The 23,196-nt window shown below is 69.9% G+C and carries 18 protein-coding genes; 11 read left to right on the plus strand and 7 right to left on the minus strand.

The features are described from left to right. The first annotated feature begins 39 nt into the window (after positions 1-39). Together IEW13_RS10950 and IEW13_RS10955 are read left to right on the plus strand one after the other, a co-directional pair. Positions 40-2,721 (plus strand): bifunctional acetate--CoA ligase family protein/GNAT family N-acetyltransferase, encoded by a 2,682-nt coding sequence (locus IEW13_RS10950; RefSeq protein WP_229745096.1) that lies wholly within the window; start codon positions 40-42, stop codon positions 2,719-2,721. 61 nt (positions 2,722-2,782) lie between these two features. Beyond that, on the plus strand, positions 2,783-5,437 hold the full coding sequence (locus IEW13_RS10955; RefSeq protein WP_188550956.1) for a DNA gyrase/topoisomerase IV subunit A: 2,655 nt from the start codon (positions 2,783-2,785) through the stop codon (positions 5,435-5,437). Between the two features lie 327 nt (positions 5,438-5,764). Here the strand turns inward: IEW13_RS10955 and IEW13_RS10960 are convergent, their stop codons facing one another. Both IEW13_RS10960 and IEW13_RS10965 read right to left on the minus strand, forming a co-directional pair. Continuing rightward, positions 5,765-7,333: an adenylate/guanylate cyclase domain-containing protein gene (locus tag IEW13_RS10960; protein ID WP_188550957.1), complete on the minus strand. Its 1,569-nt coding sequence runs from the start codon at positions 7,331-7,333 to the stop codon at positions 5,765-5,767. Next, complete coding sequence (locus tag IEW13_RS10965; protein ID WP_188550958.1) at positions 7,330-8,262, minus strand: biotin--[acetyl-CoA-carboxylase] ligase; 933 nt, start codon at positions 8,260-8,262, stop codon at positions 7,330-7,332. Before IEW13_RS10965 ends, IEW13_RS10960 begins: the two co-directional genes overlap by 4 nt. 129 nt (positions 8,263-8,391) lie before the next feature. On the opposite strand from IEW13_RS10965, the gene IEW13_RS10970 reads away from it, so the two are divergent. From IEW13_RS10970 to IEW13_RS11005, 8 genes are all read left to right on the plus strand, one after another. Then, positions 8,392-9,981 (plus strand): acyl-CoA carboxylase subunit beta, encoded by a 1,590-nt coding sequence (locus IEW13_RS10970; protein WP_188550959.1) that lies wholly within the window; start codon positions 8,392-8,394, stop codon positions 9,979-9,981. Positions 9,982-10,043: 62 nt separating this feature from the next. Beyond that, complete coding sequence (locus tag IEW13_RS10975; protein ID WP_188550960.1) at positions 10,044-10,250, plus strand: acyl-CoA carboxylase subunit epsilon; 207 nt, start codon at positions 10,044-10,046, stop codon at positions 10,248-10,250. A gap of 157 nt (positions 10,251-10,407) precedes the next feature. Further along, positions 10,408-11,616, plus strand: a complete 1,209-nt coding sequence (locus IEW13_RS10980; RefSeq protein WP_188550961.1) for a CaiB/BaiF CoA transferase family protein — start codon at positions 10,408-10,410, stop codon at positions 11,614-11,616. Continuing rightward, positions 11,613-12,434: an enoyl-CoA hydratase gene (locus IEW13_RS10985; RefSeq protein ID WP_229745097.1), complete on the plus strand. Its 822-nt coding sequence runs from the start codon at positions 11,613-11,615 to the stop codon at positions 12,432-12,434. The genes IEW13_RS10980 and IEW13_RS10985 overlap by 4 nt, the downstream gene beginning before the upstream one ends. 90 nt (positions 12,435-12,524) lie before the next feature. Further along, positions 12,525-13,484: a MetQ/NlpA family ABC transporter substrate-binding protein gene (locus IEW13_RS10990; RefSeq protein WP_188550962.1), complete on the plus strand. Its 960-nt coding sequence runs from the start codon at positions 12,525-12,527 to the stop codon at positions 13,482-13,484. A 5-nt stretch (positions 13,485-13,489) separates the two neighbouring features. Then, positions 13,490-14,536, plus strand: a complete 1,047-nt coding sequence (locus IEW13_RS10995) for a methionine ABC transporter ATP-binding protein (protein WP_188550963.1) — start codon at positions 13,490-13,492, stop codon at positions 14,534-14,536. Beyond that, a complete protein-coding gene (locus tag IEW13_RS11000) occupies positions 14,529-15,191 on the plus strand; it encodes a methionine ABC transporter permease (RefSeq protein ID WP_188550964.1) in 663 nt (220 codons plus the stop codon). The genes IEW13_RS10995 and IEW13_RS11000 overlap by 8 nt, the downstream gene beginning before the upstream one ends. Next, complete coding sequence (locus IEW13_RS11005) at positions 15,188-16,645, plus strand: FAD-binding oxidoreductase (protein ID WP_308420817.1); 1,458 nt, start codon at positions 15,188-15,190, stop codon at positions 16,643-16,645. Before IEW13_RS11000 ends, IEW13_RS11005 begins: the two co-directional genes overlap by 4 nt. A gap of 70 nt (positions 16,646-16,715) precedes the next feature. Here the strand turns inward: IEW13_RS11005 and IEW13_RS11010 are convergent, their stop codons facing one another. From IEW13_RS11010 to IEW13_RS11030, 5 genes are all read right to left on the minus strand, one after another. Beyond that, positions 16,716-17,045, minus strand: coding sequence for a hypothetical protein (locus IEW13_RS11010; RefSeq protein ID WP_188550965.1), 330 nt, complete (start codon positions 17,043-17,045; stop codon positions 16,716-16,718). Between the two features lie 122 nt (positions 17,046-17,167). After that, on the minus strand, positions 17,168-17,998 hold the full coding sequence (locus IEW13_RS11015; protein ID WP_188550966.1) for a Bax inhibitor-1/YccA family protein: 831 nt from the start codon (positions 17,996-17,998) through the stop codon (positions 17,168-17,170). A 175-nt stretch (positions 17,999-18,173) separates the two neighbouring features. After that, positions 18,174-19,748, minus strand: coding sequence for an AbgT family transporter (locus IEW13_RS11020; protein ID WP_188550967.1), 1,575 nt, complete (start codon positions 19,746-19,748; stop codon positions 18,174-18,176). Between the two features lie 61 nt (positions 19,749-19,809). After that, entirely contained in the window at positions 19,810-20,895 is a 1,086-nt protein-coding gene (locus tag IEW13_RS11025) for an inositol-3-phosphate synthase (RefSeq protein ID WP_188550968.1), read from the minus strand. Between the two features lie 125 nt (positions 20,896-21,020). Then, complete coding sequence (locus IEW13_RS11030) at positions 21,021-22,703, minus strand: peptide chain release factor 3 (protein ID WP_188550969.1); 1,683 nt, start codon at positions 22,701-22,703, stop codon at positions 21,021-21,023. Between the two features lie 99 nt (positions 22,704-22,802). On the opposite strand from IEW13_RS11030, the gene IEW13_RS11035 reads away from it, so the two are divergent. Next, on the plus strand, positions 22,803-23,192 hold the full coding sequence (locus tag IEW13_RS11035; RefSeq protein WP_188550970.1) for a hypothetical protein: 390 nt from the start codon (positions 22,803-22,805) through the stop codon (positions 23,190-23,192). Positions 23,193-23,196: the final 4 nt, after the last annotated feature.

Below are 23,196 nucleotides of genomic sequence, written 5' to 3' on the forward strand. Positions count from 1 at the left end.
GGCGCCGGATCGGGGCGCGCCGTCGCTATGCTGGTGGGCATGACCGAGCGGCCGCCCTACCCCTCCTACTGGGAGGCAGACGTCGTGCTGCGCGACGGGACCACCGCTCATCTGCGCCCGGTCCGCCCCGAGGACGCCGAGGCCATGCAGGCCATGCACCGCAAGCAGTCCGACGAGTCGGTCTATCTGCGGTTCTTCGCGCCGCTGCCGGTGATCCCCAAACGGGACCTGGAACGCTTCGTCAACGTGGACTATCACGACCGGGTGGCGTTCGTGATGACCGTCGGCGGGGAAATCATCGGCGACGCGCGCTACGACCGGATCGACGAGCGCTCCGCGGAGGTCGCCTTCAACGTCGCGGACGACTACCAGGGCCGCGGCCTCGGCTCGATCTTCCTGGAGCACCTTGCCGCTGCCGCCCGCGAGCGCGGCATCCGCGAATTCCACGCCGAGGTCCTCCCCCAGAACCGGTCCATGCTGGCGGTGTTCATGGCCGCCGGCTACAAGATCACCCGGCAACTGGACGACGGCGTCGTCGCCGTGCACTTCAATCTGGACCCGACGGAGGAATCCCGCCGGGTGCAGGCGGCCCGGGAGCACCGGGCGGAGGCGCGCAGCGTCCACTCGCTGCTGCATCCGGCCTCCGTCGCGGTGCTGGGCGCCAGCCGGAAGCGGACCTCGACCGGCAATCTGCTGCTGCGGAACCTCAAGGAGGCGGGTTTCCCCGGGGAGATCTTCGTCGTGCATCCGGAGGCGGACCAGGTGGCGGGGTTCCCGGCCTACCGCTCCTTCGACGATCTCCCGGAACAGATCGACCTGGGCGTGATTGCCGTGCCGGCCGAGCGCTGCATCGAGGTGGTCCGCCAGTGCGCCCAGCACGGGGTCAAGGGCGTCGTGGTGATCTCCTCCGGTTTCGCCGAGGAGGGCCCGGAGGGCCTGGCGCTGCAGCAGCGGATGGTGGCCACGGCCCGGGCGCACGGCATGCGGGTGGTGGGACCGAATTCGCTGGGCGTCATCAATGCCGATGCCGCCCTGAACGCCTCGCTCGCCCCGTTCCTGCCGCCGGCCGGTCCCATCGGCCTGTTCGCGCAATCCGGCGCCTTCGGCACCGCGATCCTGGCCGAGGCCACCCGGCGCGGTCTCGGCGTGTCCAGTTTCGTCTCGGCGGGCAATCGCGCCGACCTGTCCGGCAACGACATGCTGCAGTACTGGGAGGAGGATCCGGCCACCAAGGTCGTCGGCCTCTACCTGGAGTCAGTGGGCAATCCGCGGAAGTTCTCCCGCATCGCCCGCCGGCTGTCCCTGAAGAAGCCGGTCGTGGTGGTGAAGGCGGATTTCACCGCCGAGGAACGCCCGCCGGGGCACCATGTGCGGTCGTCTCGGCTGTCCTCGGCCGCCCTCATCCAGATCTTCGAGCAGGCCGGCGTGGTGCGCGCCGACACGATGCACGCCCTGTTCGACGTGGCGCAGGTGTTCACTTCCCAGCCACTGCCGGCCGGGCGCCGGGTGGGGGTGATCGGGAACTCCGCGGCGCTGGCCACGCTCGTCGTCCAGCGGCTGCGGGCCGAGGGCCTGGAGGTCACCGTGCCGCCGGTCTCCATGCACCCGGAGGTCAGCACGGAGGAGTTCCGGGTGGAGCTGGAGCGGATGTTCGCCAATCCGGACGTGGATTCGGTCGTCATGACCTTCACACCCTCCTCCGGACCGCAGTCCGATGAGATCGCGCCGCTCTTCGCGCAGGTCTCGGCGCGTTCCGGCAAGACCACGGTGGCCTGCTTCCTGGGGATCATCGGCAATCAGGAGTTCCTCACCGCCCATGTGCCCGGCGACGACGGCGAGCCGGTCCCGGTCACGGTGCCGGCCTTCGGCGGACCGGAGTACGCCGCCTGGGCGCTGGCCCGGGCCACCGACTACGCCATGTGGCGCGAATCGGACCGGGGCACCACGGATCCTCCCGCGGGCGTGGACCTGCGTGCGGCACGGCGGCTGATCCGCCGGTTGCTGGCCGGCGTCCCGGCCGGGGAACAGCGCACCTTGGAGCCCGGCGAGGTCGCCGCGCTGCTGGAGACCGTCGGCATCTCGGTGGTGCCGCACGCCCGCGTGCACACGCCCGAGGAGGCCAGCGCCGCCGCCCGGGAGTTCGGCTTCCCGGTGGCGCTCAAAGCGGTCCACCACCAGCTGCGCCACCGCCTGGACGCCGGCGGGGTGCAGCTGAACATCGACAACGACGCGGAGCTGCGCGACGACTTCCTGCGCATCCAGGACCTGGTGCGGCGGGTGGGCGGCCATTCCGCCGGGGAACAGCCCTCGCTGGACGTGCAGCCGATGGCGCCGCCGGGAACGGCGTGCGTGGTCACCGCCGGGGAGGACCCCCTGCTGGGACCCGTGGTGTCGTTCTCCATCGCCGGTGACGCCACCGAGCTGCTCGACGATGTGGCGCACCGGGGGGCGCCGCTGACCAACGTGGATGCTCGCGAGATGATCACCAGCGTGAAGGCAGCTCCGCGGCTGCTGGGCTACCAGGGCACGCCGGCGGCGAATCTGAGCGCCGTCGCGGATGTCATCATGCGGCTCTCCGCCCTTGTGGACGAGTTCCCCGAGGTCTCCGAGATCGCGCTGCGGCCGCTGCACGCCGGCGCCGAGCAGGTGCATATCCTGTCCGCGTACGCCGTGCTGCGCAGCCAGCCGGACCGCAAGGACTCCGTGCGCAGGCTCAGCTGAGCGGTACAGGACGGTCCCGCGCCTGCCGGGCGCGGGCACGAACGAGTGAGAAAGAGGTTCCATGGCCAAGCGAAGCGGCTCATCGGCCGAGACGATCGTCGACATCGACGTCGCCGCGGAGATGCAGTCCTCGTTCCTGGAGTACGCCTACTCGGTGATCTACTCCCGGGCGCTTCCGGACGCCCGCGACGGGCTCAAGCCGGTGCAGCGGCGCATCGTCTACCAGATGGGCGAGATGGGCCTGCGGCCCGACCGGGGGCACGTGAAGTCCTCCCGCATCGTCGGCGATGTCATGGGCCGCCTGCACCCGCACGGGGACAGCGCCATCTACGACGCCCTGGTCCGGATGGCGCAGGACTTCACCATGCGCCTGCCGCTGGTCGACGGCCATGGGAACTTCGGCACGCTCGACTACGGCCCGGCCGCGCCGCGCTACACCGAGGCGCGGCTCACCCAGGCGGCGATGGAGATGATCTCTGGCCTGGACGAGAACGTCGTCGACTTCGTCCCGAACTACGACAACACCATGACCCAGCCGGAGGTGCTGCCCTCGGCGGTGCCCAATCTGCTGGTCAACGGCGCTTCCGGCATCGCGGTGGGCATGGCGACGAACATGCCGCCGCACAACCTCGGCGAGATCGTCGCGGCGGCGCAGCATCTGATCGAGCACCCGGACGCCAGCCTGGCCGATCTGATGCGCTACGTCCCCGGGCCCGATCTCCCCACCGGCGGGCGCATCGTCGGCCTGGCCGGGATCCGCGAAGCCTATGAGACCGGCCGCGGCAGCTTCCGCACCCGGGCGGTGTGCAGCATCGAGAACCTGAGCGCCCGCCGCAAGGGCATCGTGGTCACGGAGCTGCCCTATCTGGTGGGCCCGGAGAAGGTGATCGAGAAGATCAAGGACCAGGTGGGTGCGAAGAAGCTGGCCGGGATCGCCTCGGTGGACGATTTCACCGACCGGGCCCACGGGCTGCGGCTGGTGATCGGCCTGAAGAACGGCTTCGACCCGAACGCGGTGCTCGAGCAGCTGTACCGGCTCACCCCGCTGGAGGACTCCTTCGGCATCAACAACGTGTGCCTGGTGGACGGCCAGCCGCGCACCCTGGGGCTCAAGGAGCTGCTGGAGGTCTACCTGGAGCACCGGCTGAGCGTGGTGCGCCGCCGCACCGAGTTCCGGCTGGGCAAGGCCAGGGACCGGCTGCACCTGGTCGAGGGCCTGCTGATCGCCATCCTGGACATCGACGAGGTCATCCAGCTGATCCGCTCCAGCGACGACGCCGGGATCGCCCGCGGCCGGCTGATGGAGGTCTTCGACCTCAGCGAGATCCAGGCGACCTACATCCTGGATCTGCAGCTGCGCCGGCTGACCAAGTTCTCCCGGCTGGAACTGGAGCGCGAGCGCGACGAGCTGACCGCGACCATCGCCGAGCTGGAGGCCCTGCTGGCGGACCGGCAGAAGCTGCTGAACCTGATGAGCTCCGAGCTCGGGGAGATCGCCGAGCGGCTGGGCACTCCGCGCCGGACGGTCCTGGTGGAGGGCAACGGCCATGAGATCACCGGGAAACGCGGCGGCCGCAAGGCGCTCGATCCCGAGTCGATGCAGATTCCCGATGCGCCGTGCTGGGCGCTGCTGTCCACCACCGGGATGCTCGCCCGCACCACCGACCGGCAGCCGATCCCGGCGACCGGCAAGCGGGTCAAGCACGACGGGCTGCTGTCCCAGCTGCCCACCACCGCCCGGGCGCAGATCGGCGCGGTCACGAGCACCGGGCGCCTGGTGCGCCTGCCAGTGGTGGATATGCCCGCGCTCCCGCCGCAGGCCTCCAGGCCGTCCCTGGCCGGGGGCACGCCGATCCGGGAGTTCACCGCTCTGGACAAGGGCGAGCGGGTGCTAGGCCTGGTCTCGCTGGACGAGGAGGGGCCCGGATTCGCGCTGGCCACGGCAGGCGGCGTGGTCAAGCGGGTGGCTGCCGAGGCACCGCCGAACAAGGACCAGTGGCCGGTGATCGCGCTCAAGCCCGGCGACGAGGTGGTGGGCGTGGCGCAGCTGGAGAGCGGCGAGGAGGAGTTCGTGTTCGTCTCCGATGCCGGCCAGCTGCTGCGGTTCGGCGCCTCGCTGGTCCGGCCTCAGGGCCGCGGCGCCGGCGGTGTGGCCGGGATGAAGCTCTCCGGGAACGCGCGGGTGATCCATTTCTCCGCCATCCGCCCGGAAGAAGCCGAGCGTTCCGTGGTGGTGACCATCGCAACCGGGGAGAACTATTACGGCGAGCCCTCGCTTTCAGCCAAGACGAGTGCCCTGGACGAGTTCCCGGTGAAGGGACGGGCGACGGGCGGCGTGCGAGCGCAGCGGTTCCTCAAGGGCGAGACGGGGCTGGTCCTGGCGTACGCCGGACCGGATCCTTCCGCCAGCGCCGCCTCGGGCGCGGCGCGCAGCCTGCCGGAGGAGCTGGTCCGGCGCGACGCCTCCGGCAGCCCGCTGGAGCACAAGGTGGAGTTCATCGGCCGCGGCCCCAAGCCCGAAGGCGATGCGCCCGCGCCGGGCGGCGCCCCAGGCGGGGGCGACGAGGGTGGTCCGGGGCCGGCTGGGTCTGCCGGGCCCGAGCTGCCGGTGGAGGAGCCGGAGTCCGCGGCCGAGCGGATCTCGCGGCTGAAGCAGGACGACGACGAGGACGCGGTGATCGTCGACCGCGAGGGCGACGGCAGCGCACTGTTCTAGCACCAGCGCCGTTCCAGGACCTGCGCACGGTGGGCCTACGCTGTGCAGCGCGGGCGCGCACCGCGACGTGCATTGCTGCACCTGCGCACGGTGGATCTGCACTGTGAAGGGCGGCCCGCACTGGGACGTGCATTGTCGGACCTGAGCACTGGGCCAGAGCCTCTCACGGGCTGCGTCGGGTAGGTGCGTGCCAGTGAATGAGCGCACCGTGGCAGAACAACACCCTAGTGACAGAACAACACCGTAGACGGTGTTGTTCTGTCACTTACGTGGTGTTCTGTGCACCATCGAGCGTCCCCCGGCGCTCTTGGTGTTCCCCGCGCGTCCCTAGTGCTGGCCGGGTGCCAGCCGGTCGGCGGCGTCCTCCTCGAAGTCGAGCTGCATCACATCGGCGGTGCCCCGCCGCAGCTCGTACGGCGTGATCTCCCCGATCCCCTGCAGCGTGACCGGGTCCTGGGGCACCAGGACCCAGGCGTCGCCGCGATCCAGGATGGCCTTGGTGTCCGGGTCCACGATGACCGTGCCCGGTTCGGCGATGGCGGTCAGCCGCGCCGCGAGATTCACGGTGGAGCCGAAGATGTCGCCCAGCCGGGAGAGCACCCGGCCCCAGGCCAGCCCTCCGCGGGCACGCGGCAGCTCCGGGTCCGCGCGGATCGCCTCGGCCAGGGTGACCGCGATCTGCGCGCCGAGGGTAGGCGTCGTCGCGGCGTAGAACACCTCGTCGCCGACGGTCTTGATGATCCGGCCGCCGGCCGAGGTGACGATGTTGTGGGCCAGGTTCTGGAACTTCTGCACCAGCCGGGCGAGCTCCTTCGGCTCCATCTTCTGCGACAGACGGGTATAGGACACCAGGTCGGCAAAACCCACCGCGCGGCCCAGCGGCATGTTCACATCGCTGCGCGTCTGGCGGTGCTCCACCGCGAGGCTCTCCTGGACGTCCAGGTTCAGCCGTCCGAACACCCCGGCCAGATTGCGGCGCCAGGCGTAGACCAGGAGCTTCTCCATCGGCTCGATGAGTTTCTCCAGCTCCGCAAGCACCTCCCGCCGGGCTTCGGCCTCGCTCAGGCCGCGCTCATCGGTCAGGTACTCCACCAGGGTCTCCATCTGCCACACCGCCAGCCGGTCCGTGGTGTGGCCGACTCCCCGGGCGAGCGACAGCGCCGTGTCCTCGTCCACGATGCCGTCCCGGACCAGCTCGGCGACGGTGCTCAGCCCCTGGGCGTCGGCCAGGGTGAACGCCACGTCGACGTCGTACACGCGCGAGAAGCCCAGCGCGCGCCAGATCTTGCGCGAGGAAGCGGAGGAGATCTGCGCCAGCTGCGCCAGCTCCTTGCGGTTGAGAACGCGTTTTCCGCCCAGCAGCCGCTCTTCCAGCTGCTCAGCGGCGGTACGGAACTCGAAGACGGTGTCCTCGTGCTCCTCCGGGATCGGCACCGCTCCGGCCGGGCGCTCGGGTTCGGCGGGCGGCTGCGGCGCCTCCCCGGTGCCCGCCGAGCCTTCTGGCGTCTCCGCGCCGGCTGAGGCCGGCGCAGCGTCTGCGGCGCGGTCGGGACCGGCGTCGTCGGTCCTGCGCCCCTGACCGTCGCGGCTCCCCGGAAGGGTCTCCGGCGCGGGGTCGGCGGGGCGGGCGTCGCGGTCGTCCTTGAGATCGCCACGCGGCCCGATCAGGCCCACCTTCTGGGGATCGGCCGCGTAGTCGGTCGCCGGCCGCACGATGGGGCCGGTCATGGGCGCGGCATCGGCGCTCGGGACACCATCACCGGAGACACCATCACCGGAGACGCCGTCACCAGAGACGCCATTGCCGGAAAGACGCGCCGCGGCGGCACCGTTCAGCCGCTCATCGGGGAGGCCGTCGAGCGGGTCAGCGGGAAGACCCTGTTCCGGCGCGCTCACGCAGCTCCCCCGTCGCGGCCCGCCGCAGCCGCGCCTGCGGTGCTCCCGGCACCAGCGGCACCGGGAGTACGGGCGCCGGCGTAGCCACCGGCTCCCGCGGGCCGCAGATGGTGGACATCGGCGGCGGAGATCGGCTCGCCGGCGTCGAGCAGCAGCTCCCCGCCGGGCCCCAGCCCGAGGGCGGTCCCCTCCCGCGCAGCACCTCCGGGAAGCTCCGCACGGACGCGGCGACCGAGGGTGGACACCACCGGCTCCACCTCCGCCCGGAGGCCGGGCACCGCATCGGCGCCGCCGTCCCTCAGCCGGTGGTAGAGCGGCGCGAACTCCTCCAGATACGCGATCAGCAGGGCCTCCCGGTCGGTGTGACCGCCGGCGGTGCGCACCGAGGCGGCGTGGGACACCGGCAGTGCACTCCGGTCCTGATGCACGTTCGTCCCGGCGCCGATGATCACGAGTGGTTCCTCGCCCAGCATGGCGACCCGGCCGAGAATGCCGGTGATCTTGCCCTCCGTGCCGTCCGCAGCCGTCACCAGGACGTCATTGGGCCATTTGAGCCGCGCGCGCACCCGGCAGGCCCGCTCCAGGGCCCGCACCAGCGCCAGCCCGGCCAGCAGCGGCACCCAGCCGAGCACGGCGCCGCGGTCACCGGCCGCCAGCCGGCCCGGACGCAGCAGCACCGAGACCATCAGGGCCGCCGAGGGCGGCGCGGTGAAGCTGCGCCCGCGGCGGCCAGCGCCGGCGCTCTGGTATTCGGCTCCGAGCACGGAATAGTCCGGCCAGGCGCCGGGCCCGGCCAGGGCACGCCGTTCCAGCTCCAGATTCGTGGAATCCACCTCCGGTAGCCACAGCAGCGCCGGTACGGGACCGCCGGGCCAGGACAGGCGCGCGGTGACGGCCTGAACATCGAGGTGAGGGGCGACGGTGTGCACGAGTTCACTCTAGGCAGCTTTAACGGCCTGCGACAATCTTTCCAAGGAAGTCCCCAGCGGGGGACACAACGGCGTTCAGCCCAGCGGTAGCGTGACGTTTCGCATGTGCTGGTTCACCCTGGAGGAAGCATGACCGAGTCCCGCCACGATCTGTTCACCACGGCCGGCCGGCTGGCGCAGTTCCACGAGCGCCGCGACGCCGCCCGGGCCGGGGACGAGCGCGGCATCGCCGCCCAGCGGGGGCGCGGGAAGCAGACCGCCCGCGAGCGCCTGACCGCCCTGCTGGACGAGGGCTCCTTCCAGGAGCTCGACGAGTTCGCCCGGCACGACAACACGCGATTCGGCATGGCCAGCAAACGTCCCGACGGCGACGGCGTCATCACCGGCCTGGGCACCATCGACGGGCGCACGGTGGCGGTGTTCGCGCACGACTTCACCGTGCTCGGCGGCTCCCTCGCGGAGGCCAACGGCCGCAAGATCGTCAAGGTGCAGGAACTGGCGCTGAAGCTCGGCTGCCCCATCATCGGCATCAACGACTCCGGCGGCGCGCGCATCCAGGAGGGTGTCGCCTCCATCGCGCTGTTCGCGGAGATCTTCCGCCGCAATGTGCACTCCTCCGGGGTGGTGCCGCAGATCTCGCTCATCATGGGGCCCTCGGCCGGCGGCGCGGTGTATTCCCCCGCGCTGACGGATTTCACCGTGATGGTGGACAAGACCTCGCACATGTTCATCACCGGGCCGGACGTGATCAAGACCGTCACGGGAGAGGAAGTCGGCTTCGAGGAGCTCGGCGGCGGGCACACCCACAACACGGTCTCCGGCAACGCCCACTACCTGGCATCCGACGAGCAGGACGCACTGGACTACGTGCGGGACCTGCTCTCCTTCCTCCCGCAGAACAACATGGACACCGATGCGGCGGAGGCCGCTGCCGCCGATCTGACGCCGACGGAGGAGGACCTGGCGCTCGACGCCCTCATCCCGGACTCGGCGAACCAGCCCTATGACATCCTCGACGTGATCGGCGCCGTCGTCGACGACGGCGATGTGCTGCAGGTCCAGGAGCTGTTCGCGCCCAATATCGTCACCGGCTTCGCCCGGGTGGAGGGCCGGCCGGTCGGCATCATCGCGAACCAGCCGATGCAGCTGGCCGGCACCCTGGACATCAATGCCTCGGAGAAGGCCGCCCGGTTCGTCCGCACCTGCGATGCCTTCGGCCTGCCCATCCTCACCTTCGTGGACGTGCCGGGGTTCCTGCCGGGCACCGAGCAGGAGTGGGGCGGCATCATCCGCCGCGGCGCCAAGCTCATCTACGCCTACGGCGAGGCGACCGTACCGCTCATCACCGTCATCACCCGCAAGGCCTACGGCGGGGCGTACTGCGTGATGGGATCCAAGCAGCTCGGCGCGGATCTGAACCTGGCCTGGCCCACCGGCCAGATCGCGGTGATGGGCGCCCAGGGCGCGGCGAACATCCTCTACCGGCGGCAGCTCAAGGCGGCCGAGGAGAACGGCGAGGACGTCGAGGCAGTCCGCGCCAAGCTCATCGAGGAGTACGAGGAGGAGCTGCTCAACCCGTATCTGGCCGCGGAGGCGGGTTACATCGACGCGGTTATCGCGCCGTCGGAGACCCGCGCCCGGATCGTGCGGGGCCTGCGGGCGCTGCGGAACAAGCGCGCCGAGCTGCCGCCGCGCCGGCACGGGAACATCCCGCTGTGACCGGCCACGAGCAGGCCCCGCAGCCAGGCGCCGGCGCCGAGCGGGCGATTCAACCGCCAGCGATGAACCTCACGACACGGGGCGCCGATGAGACCGAGCGCCTGGCGATCGTCGCGGCGCTGAGCGCCGTCTACGCCCGCGCCGCCGCCGCCGGAGGCGAGGCCGCCACAGACGTCGCTCCCGTGCGCCGCTGGGCCCGGCCCCGCCTGCGCGGCGGACTGGGCCGCGGCCCGGGCGCCTGGCGCAGCAGCGGCGGCTGGAGGCGCTAAAACCGCACTGCCGTGGGGCACCGTCCCGCGGTGAGAGACGGAATGTGTCGGTATATGACGCACCGTCGTCCGCCTTCGCGCACCGGGGAACTAGCGTCGCCACGGCGCCCGCTTCGAAGCGGGTGCCATCTGACGTGCCCGACGACAGAAGGCCCCCATGAGTGACGACACCCCCGCCGCGGATCGTTCCGGCCGTTCCGCAGGTCCCCTCGCAGGCATCACCGTGCTGGAGATCGGCGTGTTCATGGCCGGGCCCTTCGCCACCATGCAGCTGGCGGACCTCGGTGCCAGGGTGATCAAGATCGAGAGCCCCGGCACCGGGGACCAGACCCGCGTCGTCGGCCCGCACATCGCCGGCGAGTCCAGTGCCTTCATGCGGCTCAACCGCAACAAGGAGTCCGTGGAGCTCGATCTGAAATCCGAGGAGGGACGCCAGCACCTCAGGCGGCTGCTCGCCCGGGCCGATGTGCTCGTGGAGAACCTCCGCCCCGGCGCGCTGAAGAAGATGGGCCTGGGCTACGACGATCTGAAGACCGAGTTCCCGCACCTCGTCTACGCCTCCGCCTCCGGCTGGGGGCAGGACGGCCCGCTGGCTCCGAACCCCGGCCTGGACATCATGGCGCAGGCCCGCTCCGGCCTGATGAGCATCACCGGTTTCCCGGACATGCCGCCGGCGAAGGTCGGCGTGCCGGTCTGCGATCTCTCCACCGCCCTGTACCTGGCCCTCGCCGTGCTCGCCGCGATCCACGAACGCGGCCGCTCAGGCCAGGGCCAGTTCATCGACGTCTCGCTGTTCGAATCGGGCGTCTCCTTCGCGGTGTGGGAGGCCGGCGCCTACTTCGCCAACGGCGCCGTCGGCACCCCGCAGGGCTCGGCCCATCAGGCCTCGGCGCCGTACCAGGCCGTGCGCGCCGCCGACGGCTACGTCACGATCGGGGCGAACACCCAGGGGAACTGGGCCCGGCTGTGCCGCGCGCTCGGGCTGGGCTCCCTCATCGAGGACGAGCGCTTCGCCACCCCGGCGGCCCGTATGACGCATCGCGATGAGCTGATCGCCCTGATCGAGGATGCCTTCGCCTCCCGGTCGGTCTCAGACGTCGTCTCGCTCCTCGACGAGGCCGGGGTCCCGGTCGCGCCGATCAACGACTACGGTCAGGTCTTCACCGATCCCCATCTGAGGGAACGGGACTTCTTCTGGGACGCCCCGCACCCGCGCGCCGGCCGGGTGGAGCAGATCGGCAGCCCGATGCGGTTCTCCCGCACGCCTGCCGTGCGCGGTCAGGCCGGCCCTGTCCTGGGCGCCGACACCGAGCGGGTCCTGGCCGAACTCGCCGATGAGGCAGCACGGGAGGGATCAGCGCCGTGACCGGCTCAGCGAACGGCCCCGTGGGCGGTCCAGGCGCGCCCGCGGAAACCGGCAAGACCGGCGATCTCCTCATCGAGCGCCGCGGGCCGGTGCTGCACGTGACCTTCAACCGTCCGCACGCGCGCAACGCGATGACCCCCGGCATGTACAGCGGGCTGGCAGCGGCGCTGGAGGCCGCCGATGAGGACACCGAGGTCCGCGTGAGCGTCCTGCGCGGCGCCGGCGGGAAGGCCTTCGTGGCAGGCACGGACATCACCCGTTTCCGCGGTTTCGACGGGGACGACGGCGTGGCGTACGAGCGGGAGGTCGGCGCGATCCTCCAGCGCATCCTGGCCGTGCGCAAACCCGTCGTGGCCGCCATCGACGGCTACTGCATCGGCGGCGGGCTGAGCATCGCCGCCTGCGCCGATGTCCGCATCGCCTCTCCGACGGCGAGCTTCGGCGTGCCCATCGCGCGCACGCTCGGCAATACCCTCGCAGCGGACACCCTGCGCCGGCTGGTGACCCTGCTCGGCGAATCCCGTGCCGCGGCCATGCTGCTGACCGGTTCCACCTTCGGCGCCGACGAGGCCGCGCGCAGCGGTTTCGTCTGGCAGGTGACCGAGGACCTGGACGGCGCCGTCGACGAGCTGGCCGCGCGCATCGCCGGGCTCGCCCCGCTGACGCTGTGGTCGATCAAGGAGCTTCTCCGCCGGGGCGCCGGTTCCTCCCCCGTGGACGATGACGATGTCCTGCGCCGGGTCTACGGCAGCGAGGACTTCGCCGGCGCCGTGGACGGATTTCTCTCCAAGACGCCCTGGACCTGGCTGGGCCGCTGATCCACCGGCGGCCGGGCCCGGATCGGCTGCGCCGCGACGGCCCCGCCGTCTGAGATTCCACCGTACGAGACGAAGGATGAGAAGAACGCTATGAGCGCGAAGAGCGAGCTGCGACGCAGCGTCGAGGACAGCCGGCGGAAGCGTCGCACGACGATCCTGGTGATCGCCGGGGTGGCCGTGGTCGCCCTGGTCGCCGGCATCATCGGCGTCGTTCGGACGCTGTCCGGCGAGGAGGCAGCCGACGACGGCCGGCTGGCGATCACCATCGCCGCGGGCGAAGACAACGAGTACCACGACACCATCGCCGAGGTCGCCGCCGAGAAGGGACTCGACGTCACCTGGCAGAACCTCGACGACTGGGTGCTGCCGAACACCGAGGTCGCGGCCGGCACGCTGGACGCCAACTCGTTCCAGCACATCCTGTTCCTGAGCAACTTCAACGTCGAGAACGGCGAGGACCTGCAGCCGGTCTTCTCCACCATCATGAGCCGCTGGGGCATCTTCTCCCCGCGCCTGGACAGCACGGAGGAGATCGAGCCGGGCTCGGCCATCGGCATCCCGGACGATCCCTCCAACGGCGGGCGTGCGCTGTTCATCCTGCAGGACGCCGGGCTGATCGAGCTCGACCCCGAGGCCGGTGCCTACCCCGACACCGATGACATCATCGACAACCCCCGGGACCTGTCCTTCACCGAGATCACCGCCACGACCATCCCGCAGCAGTTCGACGATCCCAGCCTCGCCGCGGTCGTCGTGGGCATCCACTATTTCGATCCCTCGCAGAACATCGAGATCGAGGACGCGCTGTACCTGGACGACCCGGATGCCGAGTCCTCGCTGCCGTACGTCAACGTCGTGGCCACCCGCGCGGACAATCTGGACAACCCCGCCTGGGACATCCTCGAGGAGGCCTACGACGACCCGCGGGTGATCGAGGCCATCGAGGAGGAGTTCTTCGGCACCACCATGCGCGTGCACGTCCCGGCCGAGACCCTGCGCGAGACCCTCGCGGAACTTCAGGAAGAGGCCCAGCAGAACCAGGGCGCGTGAGGACCATGAGCACCACCAGCCGGCAGCCGGCGATCCGGTTCGAGAACGTCTGGAAGACCTTCACCCACAAGGGCCGGCAGAGCCACGCCCTGCAGGACGTGTCCCTGGACGTCGCCCCCGGCGACATCTTCGGCATCGTCGGCTATTCCGGCGCCGGCAAGTCCACTCTGCTGCGCACGGTGAACGCGCTCGAACGGCCCACCAAGGGGCGGGTGTTCGTCGGTGAGACGGAGATCTCCGCGCTGCACGGCCCCAAGCTGTACGCGCAGCGTCAGCGCATCGGCATGGTCTTCCAGCAGTTCAACCTGCTGCGCTCGCGCACGGTGTACAAGAACATCGCGTACCCGATGAAGCTCGCCGGCTACTCCCAGGAGCAGATCCTGGACCGGGCGGAGGAGCTCCTGGACTTCGTCGGGCTCTCCGACAAGGCGCTCAGCTACCCCTCGCAGCTCTCCGGCGGGCAGAAGCAGCGGGTGGGGATCGCGCGGGCACTGGCCACGCAGCCGGAGATCCTCATCTCGGACGAGGCCACTAGCGCGCTGGACCCGCAGACCACGACCGAGGTGCTGGACCTGCTCGAGCGCGTGAACCAGGAATACGGCGTCACGATCCTCATGGTCACGCACGAGATGGACGCGGTGCGCGCCATCGCCAACCGGATCGCGGTGATGGAGAACGGGCGGGTGGTCGAACACGGCAGCGCCTACCAGGTCTTCTCCTCGCCGTCGACGCCCATCGCCGCGCGGTTCGTCTCCTCCTTGCTGCAGCACGTGCCGGACGTCAAGACGCTGGAGGCGATCCGGAAGGTCCACCGCGGCAGGCTGGTCCAGTTGCACGTGGAGAACCGGGAGACGAACGATCCGTTCCTGTCCCGGACCGCCCGGAAGCACGACGTCGACTTCAACATCGTGTACGGCGGGGTCAGCGAACTGGAGGGCCGGTTGTTCGGCAGCCTGACGGTCGAACTGCTGGGGTCCGAAGCCCAGGTCGATGCGGCGGTCGCCGAGCTCGGCCGCGTGGCGCAGGTGAACGAGGTGACCGGTCATGCGTGAGATCAATCTGGAGGCGTTCCTGCCCCGGCTGGGCGACGCGGTCTTCGAGACCCTGCTGATGGTCAGCGTCTCGTTCGTCCTGGCGTCCGTGCTGGGCGTGCTGCTGGGGCTGCTGCTCTACGCCACCCGGCCGGGCAATCTGCTGCAGAACCGTCCCGTCTTCGCGGTGCTGAACCTGCTCATCAACATCATCCGGCCGATCCCGTTCCTGATCATCGCCGTGTCGATCATCCCGCTCACCCGCGCGATCGTCGGCACCAGCATCGGGCCGGTGGCCGCCATCATCCCGCTGACCCTGGTGGCCACCGTCGCGGTCGCCAGGATCGCCGAATCGAACCTCGTCGCGGTCGATCCGGGCACCATCGAAGCCGGCGCGGCGATGGGCGCCAGCCCGGTCCGGGTGCTGTTCACGATCGTCATCCCCGAGGCGCTCGGCCCGCTCACCCTGGGCCTGACCTACATCCTGGTCGCGTTGGTCGACTCGACCGCGGTGGCCGGCGTCATCGGCGGCGGCGGCCTGGGCGATCTGGCCATGCGGTACGGCTACCAGCGCTTCGACTGGTTCGTCGTCGGCGTGATCGTGGTGATCCTGATCGTGCTGGTCCAGGTGGCGCAGTGGCTCGGCAATGTCATCGCCAGGAAGGTCATGCATTGACCGGGAGCGAGCGCGGCACGGCAGGCGCGCACGATCCGGTCGATCTGGCCGCCATGCGCGCGGACGTAAGCGCCGGAGCCCTCATCACCGACGCCGATGTCCTGGCCGCGCACTCCCAGGACCGCGCGCCGTTCTGCACGGCGGGCCGGGCCCGGGCGCTGGTGCGTGCCCGCTCGGTCGAGGATGTCCGTGCCGTGATGCGGTTCGCCCACCGGCAGGGGGTCCCCGTGGTGCCGCAGGGCGCACGTACGGGCCTGGCGGGCGGGGCGAACGCGGTCGACGGCGCGATCCTGCTGGACGTGTCGGGGATGAACCGGATCCTGAACGTCGACCCGGTCGAGCGCACCTGCACGGTGGAGCCCGGGGTCGTCAACCAGGATCTGAAGGACCACGTGCACTCCTTCGGCCTGGCCTACCCGCCGGACCCGGGCTCGGTGGCGATCTCCACCATCGGCGGCAATGTCGCCACGGACGCCGGCGGCCTGTGCTGCGTGAAGTACGGCGTCACCCGCGATTACGTCCGCCGCCTGCGGGTCGTCCTCGCCGATGGCGAACTCACCACCCTGGGCCGTCCCACGGCCAAGGGCGTGGCGGGCCTGGCGCTGTCGCAGCTGTTCATCGGGTCTGAGGGCACCCTGGGCATCATCGTCGAGATCGAACTCGACCTGGTTCCCGCGCTCCCGCCTCCGGTGACCGCGGTAGCTCTGTTCCCGGCGCAATCCGGTGCCGCAGAGACGGTGAGCGCGGTGGCCGCGGCCGGCTACCGGCTCTCCATGGTCGAGTACCTGGACCGCACCACGATGGGCATCCTGCAGGACTACCGGGATTTCGGCCTGCCGGCGGAGTCCGGCGCGATGCTGCTGGTGCAATCCGACGGCGACGGCGACACCGGCCGCGCCCACACGGACCTGCAGGCCTTCGAAGGGGTGGCACACGAACGCGGAGCCTCCGAGGTGTGGGTCTCCGACGATCCGGCCGAATCCGAGGTTCTGGTAGCGGCGCGCCGGGCGGTGAACCCGGCCTTCGAGAAGTTCACCCATGCCCGCGGCGGCGGGCAGTTCATCGACGACGTCTGCCTGCCGCTGGGCGCGCTGCGCCGCTTCTTCGAAGAGCTGGACCGGCTGGCCGCGCAGTACCCGGATGTGGTGATCGCCAACAGCGGTCACGCCGGAGACGGCAATATGCACCCGTGCGTGTTCTTCGATGCCGCCGACGCCACGGCTGCGGCACATGCCCAGCTCGTCTTCGACGAGCTCATGGCGCTGGGTCTTGAACTCGGCGGCACGATCACCGGCGAGCACGGCGTGGGCGGCCTGAAGCGCTCGTGGCTCGCACGCGAACTGGATCCGGTCGCCCAGGACCTGCATCTGCGCGTGAAGCAGGCCTTCGATCCCCGCGGCATCCTCAACCCCGGGAAAATGCTCGCGGACCTCAGCCCGCAAGGCACCGCCTAGGACGCTTCACGTGCATGATGCCTGGCCGGCCGGTGGTGCAGACTGAAGCGACAGCTGGTGGATCGGGCCGCTAGAGCGCCCTGCGGAGCCGTACCGCTCGCTGCCACGCGGCGTGCTCGGTGTCCCCGCCGGCTGCCAGGCAGTCCTGCAGCAGCGCCGTGAGCTGGTAGCCCAGCGCCGCGTCGCCGTGGTCTGGCACCGCCGGGCAGGGCCCCGGAAGAGCACTCGCCTGCCAGGACAGCCCGGCCAGATCGCTGAGCGCCGACCGGATGAGCGCGCGCCGGCTATGGCCCGGAGAGGATCCGGCATCGAGCTGGGCATAGCTGAGGCCGAGGACCCGGCGCCGGAGTCTTTCGATCTCGACGCCGAGGCCCTCGGCCTCAGAACTGTGCATCGTCATAGCTGGACTGTACAGCCGCGACGGCTGCGTGCGGGCGAGGCGGCTGCCGTCGGAAGCGAATCGTCTCTGCCGCCGCCGCGCCTACGCTGAACAGGTCCTGAACGAACCGGCTCAGGGGCAGGTCAGTCGCCGCCCCGGAAGTAGGACAGCAGGCGCAGGATCTCGACGTACAGCCAGATCAGGGTCACCATGAGGGAGAAAGCGCAGAGCCAGGCGAACTTCTCCGGGACGCCGGCACGGACGCCGTCCTCAATCATCTGGAAGTCCATCACGAGGGTCAGCGCCGCCAGGACGACCGCCACAATGCCGATGATGACGCCGAGCTGGACTGCGCCCACGATGGGCAGGTCGATCACGACGGAGCGTGCGCCACCGGAACCGGTGAACATCACGAAGGCGAAGTTCACCAGGGCGAAGACGGCGTAGCCGGCGACTGCGAGGATGAGGAACTTCTGGAACTTGCCCGTCACGCGGATGATGCGCATGCGGAACAGCACGAGCATCACGGCGAACACGCTCAGGGTGGCCAGCACGGCCTGGACCACGATGCCCGGGAAAGCAGCCTCGAAGAAGCTCGAGATCCCGCCGAGGAACACGCCCTGGAACGCGGCATAGGCGATGATGAGCGCCGGCGAGGGATCCTTCTTGAAGGCGTTGACCAGACCCAGGACGAGGCCGACCAGCATCGCAGGGAAGGCGAGCGCCGGGACGAACCAGCCCAGGGCGGCGCCGACGAGCAGGATGCCGAACAGCGACGCGGTCTTCATGACCACGTCCTCGTACGTCATCCGGCCGGTCTGCCGGGCGGTGGCCGTCGGCTGGTTGTAGATCTCCTGCAGCTGCTGGTCCGTCATGAACGGCTGCTGCTGGGGCTGCTGGCCGTAACCGGCCGGAGCCGACTGGCCTTCGCGGACGCCACGGTTCAGGGCGCTCCGCAGAACGGGATTGCTCATGCTCTCGTTCCTTACGTCGGTCAGATGGTCGTCAGGCTCATGACTGGTACGTCACGTCACCAGTCAGTCTATCCGTAGAGAGAACTCCCGGATGCACGCTCCTATTCGCTGGGCTGGAAAATTCCCAGCGTTCCCCCAGGTACGAGGACGGCCTACGGGACCAGCTGCCGGACACTCATTGCGCGGGGTAGTCGATCGCCGCGCCGGGACCCCATGGGATCCCGGTCGCCCACCAGATGAAGAACAGCGCGCCCCAGAACACGAACATCGCCAGCGAGAGCGGGATAGTGAAGGAGAGCAGCGTGCCGATCCCGGCGTCCTTCTTGTACCGCTGCAGGAAGCCGAGAACGACGACGAAGTACGGGCTCATCGGCGAGATGATGTTCGTGGTGGAGTCCCCGATGCGGTAGAGCGCCTGAGTCGTCTCCGGGGAGATGCTCAGGAGCATGAACATCGGCACCAGGACCGGCGCCATGAGCGTCCACAGGCCCGAACCGGAGGTGATGAAGAGCGCGCCGAGCGCCACCAGCACCCAGCCGCCGAGCAGGATGAGGAACGTTCCTGCGCCCAGCGAGCCGAAATACTCGGCACCGCGGATGGCGAGCACCTCGCCGAGCCCGGACATCTGGAACAGGGCGAGGAACTGGCTGGCGGCGAAGAACAGCACGATCACCGGCACGAACGGCTGCAGGCCCTTGGCCATCATCTCCGGGATGTCCGAGGGATGCGTGATCGTGCCGGTCACGCAGCCGTAGACGATGCCGACGATGAAGAAGCCGAAGCCGATGATGGCGGCGATCCCGGCCATCAGCCCCGATTCCGGCCCGAAGCCGCCGGCCTCGTCGCGCAGGAAGGAGCCTGCCGGCGCGGCCAGGGCCACCAGGATGCCGGCGCACAGGACGAGGGCCACGAGCGAGGCGATCATGCCGCGCTTCTCGGCCGGCTCCAGCTCCATCGTGAGGTCGTCCTCGGCGACGTCGGCCCCGTCCTCCACCGGATCGAGCTCGATCTGGTCGGCGCGCTTGGACAGCAGGAGCTCCGCCATCAGCGTGACGGCCGCGGCGACCACGAACATCGAGACGAAGTTGAAGTACAGGTTCGCCACCGGCGTGACCACGTAGTTCTCGTCGATGATGTGGGCCGCCGAGGTGGACAGGCCACCCAGGATGGCGTCGAGCGAGTTGACGAAAGGCGCCGCGGAATAGCCGCCCGAAGTCGCCGCGTACGCCACCACGCAGCCGAGGATGGGGTTGCGCCCCACCGCCCGGAACGCCAGCCCGCCGAGCGGGATCATCACCATGTAGGCGGCGTCCGAGGCGATCGAGGATGCCGTCCCGGCCAGGGCGACGATGAAGGTGATCCAGCGGGGCGAGGCCCCGGCGACAGTGGCCCGGAGCACCGCCGGGATGAGGCCGGAGCGCTCCGCCACCGCCACGCCGAGCAGGACGATCAGCACCAGCCCCAGCGGCGGGAAGGTGACGAAGTTCTCCGTGGCCCCCGCGACCACTTCCCGCAGGGACTCCGCGCTGAGCAGGTCCGTGACCGTGACGGTCTCCCCCGTCGAGGGGTTGTCCGCCTGGACGCCCGCCGCCGAAAGGGCCTTGGACAGCAGCAGCACGATGGCCGCCAGGCTCAGGAAGAGCCAGAAGGGATGGGGAAGCTTGTTGCCCGCCTTCTCGATGAAGAGAAGGACCCGCATCACCCGGGTGAGGTCGCCCTGGGCCGGGGCCGCCGCGCTGGGATTCGACATGGCTCTCCTTGCTTGTGTGACGTGCGCCTCACACTAGCAAGGAGACATGCCGCCTACCAGATCATCGTTCCAGCTGACCGGCGATGAAGTCCTCCACCGCCTGGCGTGCCAGATCGTCGGCCTTCTGCTCCGGCGGGGACTTCATGAAGTAGGACGACGCGGAGATCAGGGCACCGCCGATGCCGCGGTCCAGAGCGATCTTGGCGGCGCGCACGGCGTCGATGATGACGCCGGCGGAGTTGGGCGAGTCCCAGACCTCCAGCTTGTACTCCAGCGAGACCGGCGCATCGCCGAAGTTCCGGCCCTCCAGCCGCACGAAGGCCCATTTGCGGTCGTCCAGCCATTCGACGTAGTCGCTCGGGCCGATGTGCACATCGCGGGCGGGCAGGTCCTGCACGATGTTCGAGGTGACCGCCTGGGTCTTGGAGATCTTCTTGGACTCCAGCCGGCGGCGCTCCAGCATGTTCTTGAAGTCCATGTTGCCGCCGACATTGAGCTGGTAGGTCCGGTCCAGGATCACGCCGCGGTCTTCGAACAGCTTCGCCATCACACGGTGGGTGATGGTGGCGCCGATCTGGCTCTTGATGTCATCGCCGACGACGGGCACGCCAGCGGCCTTGAACTTCTCGTCCCACTCCTTCACGCCGGCGATGAACACCGGCAGGGCGTTGACGAAGGCGACCTTCGCCTCGATGGCGGCCTGCGCGTAGAACTCCGTCGCCTGCTGGCTGCCGACCGGCAGATAGCAGACCAGGACGTCCGCCTTGGCCTCCTTGAGCGCCTGCACCACGTTCACCGGCTCGGCGTCGGACTCCTGGATGGTGTCCTGGTAGTACGCGCCCAGGCCGTCCAGGGTGGGCCCGCGCAGCACCGGCACGCCCGTGGGCGGGACGTCGGCGAGCTTGATCGTGTTGTTCTCGCTGGCGTGGATCGCCTCGGCGATGTCCATGCCGACCTTCTTGCCGTCCACGTCGAAGGCGGCGACGAACTCCAGGTCCCGCACGTGGTAGTCGCCGAAGGTCACGTGCATGAGGCCGGGCACCTTCTCCGCCGGGTCCGCATCGCGGTAGTACTCCACTCCCTGGATGAGGGAGGAGGCACAGTTGCCGAGGCCGGCGATGGCCACCCGGATCGGGTTCTCAGACACGCAGATCACTCCTGTTTCTTTGGTCGTCACAGCACGTCGATGAAGCGTGCCGTCTATCGTATCCCCTGGTCAGCTCGCCCGATCCACGTATGTGACGCGGATCTGCCGGCGGGCCACCCGCGCGCTCACGCGCTGACCACGAGCGGCTCCAGCACGATGCCCTCGTGCTCGCGTTCCACCCCGGCCAGCCTCCACCGGTCCGGAAACAGCGCAAGCAGCGCGCCGTCGGACCGGGACAGCACCTCCACGCCGCGTTCGCGGGAGAGCACGCTCACCCACTCCGGCGTGGTCCGCCTGGCCAGGGAGAAGTTCAGCTGCTCCAGGGTGCACGGCGCGTTGAACTCGTTCACCATGCGGTCCTCGGCCACCTCGAACTGCATCGGGCCCACTGCCGCCAGGACCGGCGCCTGGTCGCCGCGCAGGTCCGATCGCAGCACCTGGATCACGCCCTCGTGGTCGAGCTGCTCGATCCCGCGGCGGAACTGCTTGTACTTGGAGGAGTCCTTGGCCCGGATGACCTTGAAGTGCTCCGGGGAGAACGTCGGGATCCGCGGGAACACCACCTTCCGGTCCACGTAGAGCGAGTCCCCGACCCGCAAGGCGGAGGCGTTGACGAGGCCGACGATGTCTCCCGGGAAGGCGGTGTCGACGACCTCCCGGTCCCGGCCGAACACCTGCTGGGCGTACTTCGTGGCGAAGGGCTTGCCGGTGGTGGCGTGCGTGACCACCATGCCGCGCTCGAACACCCCGGAGCAGACCCGGATATAGGCCAGCCGGTCCCGGTGGTTGGCGTCCATTCCCGCCTGCACCTTGAAGACGAAACCGGAGAAGGGCTCCTCCACCGGCCGCGGGTTGCCGTCCTGGTCCGGCCGGGGACCGGCGGCCGGGGCGATGTCCACCAGGGCGTCGAGGAGCTGGTGCACGCCGAAGTTCAGCACGGCCGAGCCGAACATGACCGGCGTCGACCGCGCGGCGAGGAACGCGTCCTGGTCGTGCTCCTGGCCTTCGAGTTCCAGCAGCTCGGCCTCCTCCAGCGCGGTGTCCCAGTCGCCGCCGATCATGGCGGCGGCCGCATCGGCGTCCAGGCGCTCCTCCTGGGCGATGCCGGCGCCGGCATCGGTGCGGGTGAAGCGGATGAAGTCGCCGCTGGCGCGTTCCAGCACCCCGTGGAACTCCCCCGCGATGCCCACCGGCCAGGTCAGCGGGGCCGGCCGCAGCCCCGTGCGCTCGGTGATCTCGTCCAGCAGCGCGAGCGCCTCCTGGCCCGGGCGGTCCCATTTGTTGATGAACGTGATGATGGGGATGTCCCGGTGACGGCACACCTCGAAGAGTTTCATGGTCTGGGCTTCCAGGCCCTTGGCCGCGTCGATCAGCATCACGGCGGCGTCCACGGCGGAGAGCACCCGGTAGGTGTCCTCGGAGAAGTCCGCGTGTCCCGGGGTGTCCACCAGGTTGATGACGGTGTCGCGGTACTCGAACTGCAGCGCGGCGGAGGAAATCGAGATGCCGCGGTCCTTCTCCATCTGCATCCAGTCCGAGACGGTGGCGCGCCGGTTCCCCTTGCCGTGGACGGCACCAGCCTGCCCGATCACCCGGGCGTGCAGGGCCAGTGCCTCGGTCAGCGTCGACTTGCCCGCATCGGGATGGGAGATCACCGCGAAGGTGCGACGGCGATCGGCCTGGGCGCGTATGCGGGCAGGCGGAAACGGGGCGGAATTCGGCGCGGCAGTCACGGCGCACGATTCTACGCTCTGCGGCGCAGAACCGGAGAACTTCCCCGTGCGTGCCCGGCCGGCGCAGCAGCGCATCGCACCGTGTTCACCGCCGTGCCCGAGCTGTGCCGGAACGCGCGCGGGTCCACCGGAGGGCGCCGGGCAAACATGTCCGGGCGGATAGACTCGGTCCTGATGAGCAGGCGACGCGAGCAGTACCCCCGACTGAGCCGGCAGGCTCCCGCGGAGCAACGCCGGGAGCAGCGGCTGCGCCGGACGCCGATGATCCTCGCGTCGGCCCTGGGCGTCCCGCTGCTGACGGCAGGGCTGTTCTTCTCCTACCAGTTCGGCGAGGTCCTGGGGCTGCTGATCCAGTTGAACGCGAGCTTCGGCCAGATGCTCAGCGTGCTGGTGTTCGCGCTGCTGGGACCGCTGGGACTGATCGCCTGGATTATCTGCCTCCTGGTGGCCCGTCGCCGGCAGACGGTGCGGTGGCGGATGTGGTGGTCCGCCGGGGCGCTGCTGGCCGCGGCGGCGTGCCCCGTGACCGTGCTCATCATCGGATTCGCCGGCTTCGGAGGCTGAGGCT

This window comes from Sediminivirga luteola (assembly GCF_014639315.1).
GTDB lineage: Bacteria > Actinomycetota > Actinomycetes > Actinomycetales > Brevibacteriaceae > Sediminivirga > Sediminivirga luteola.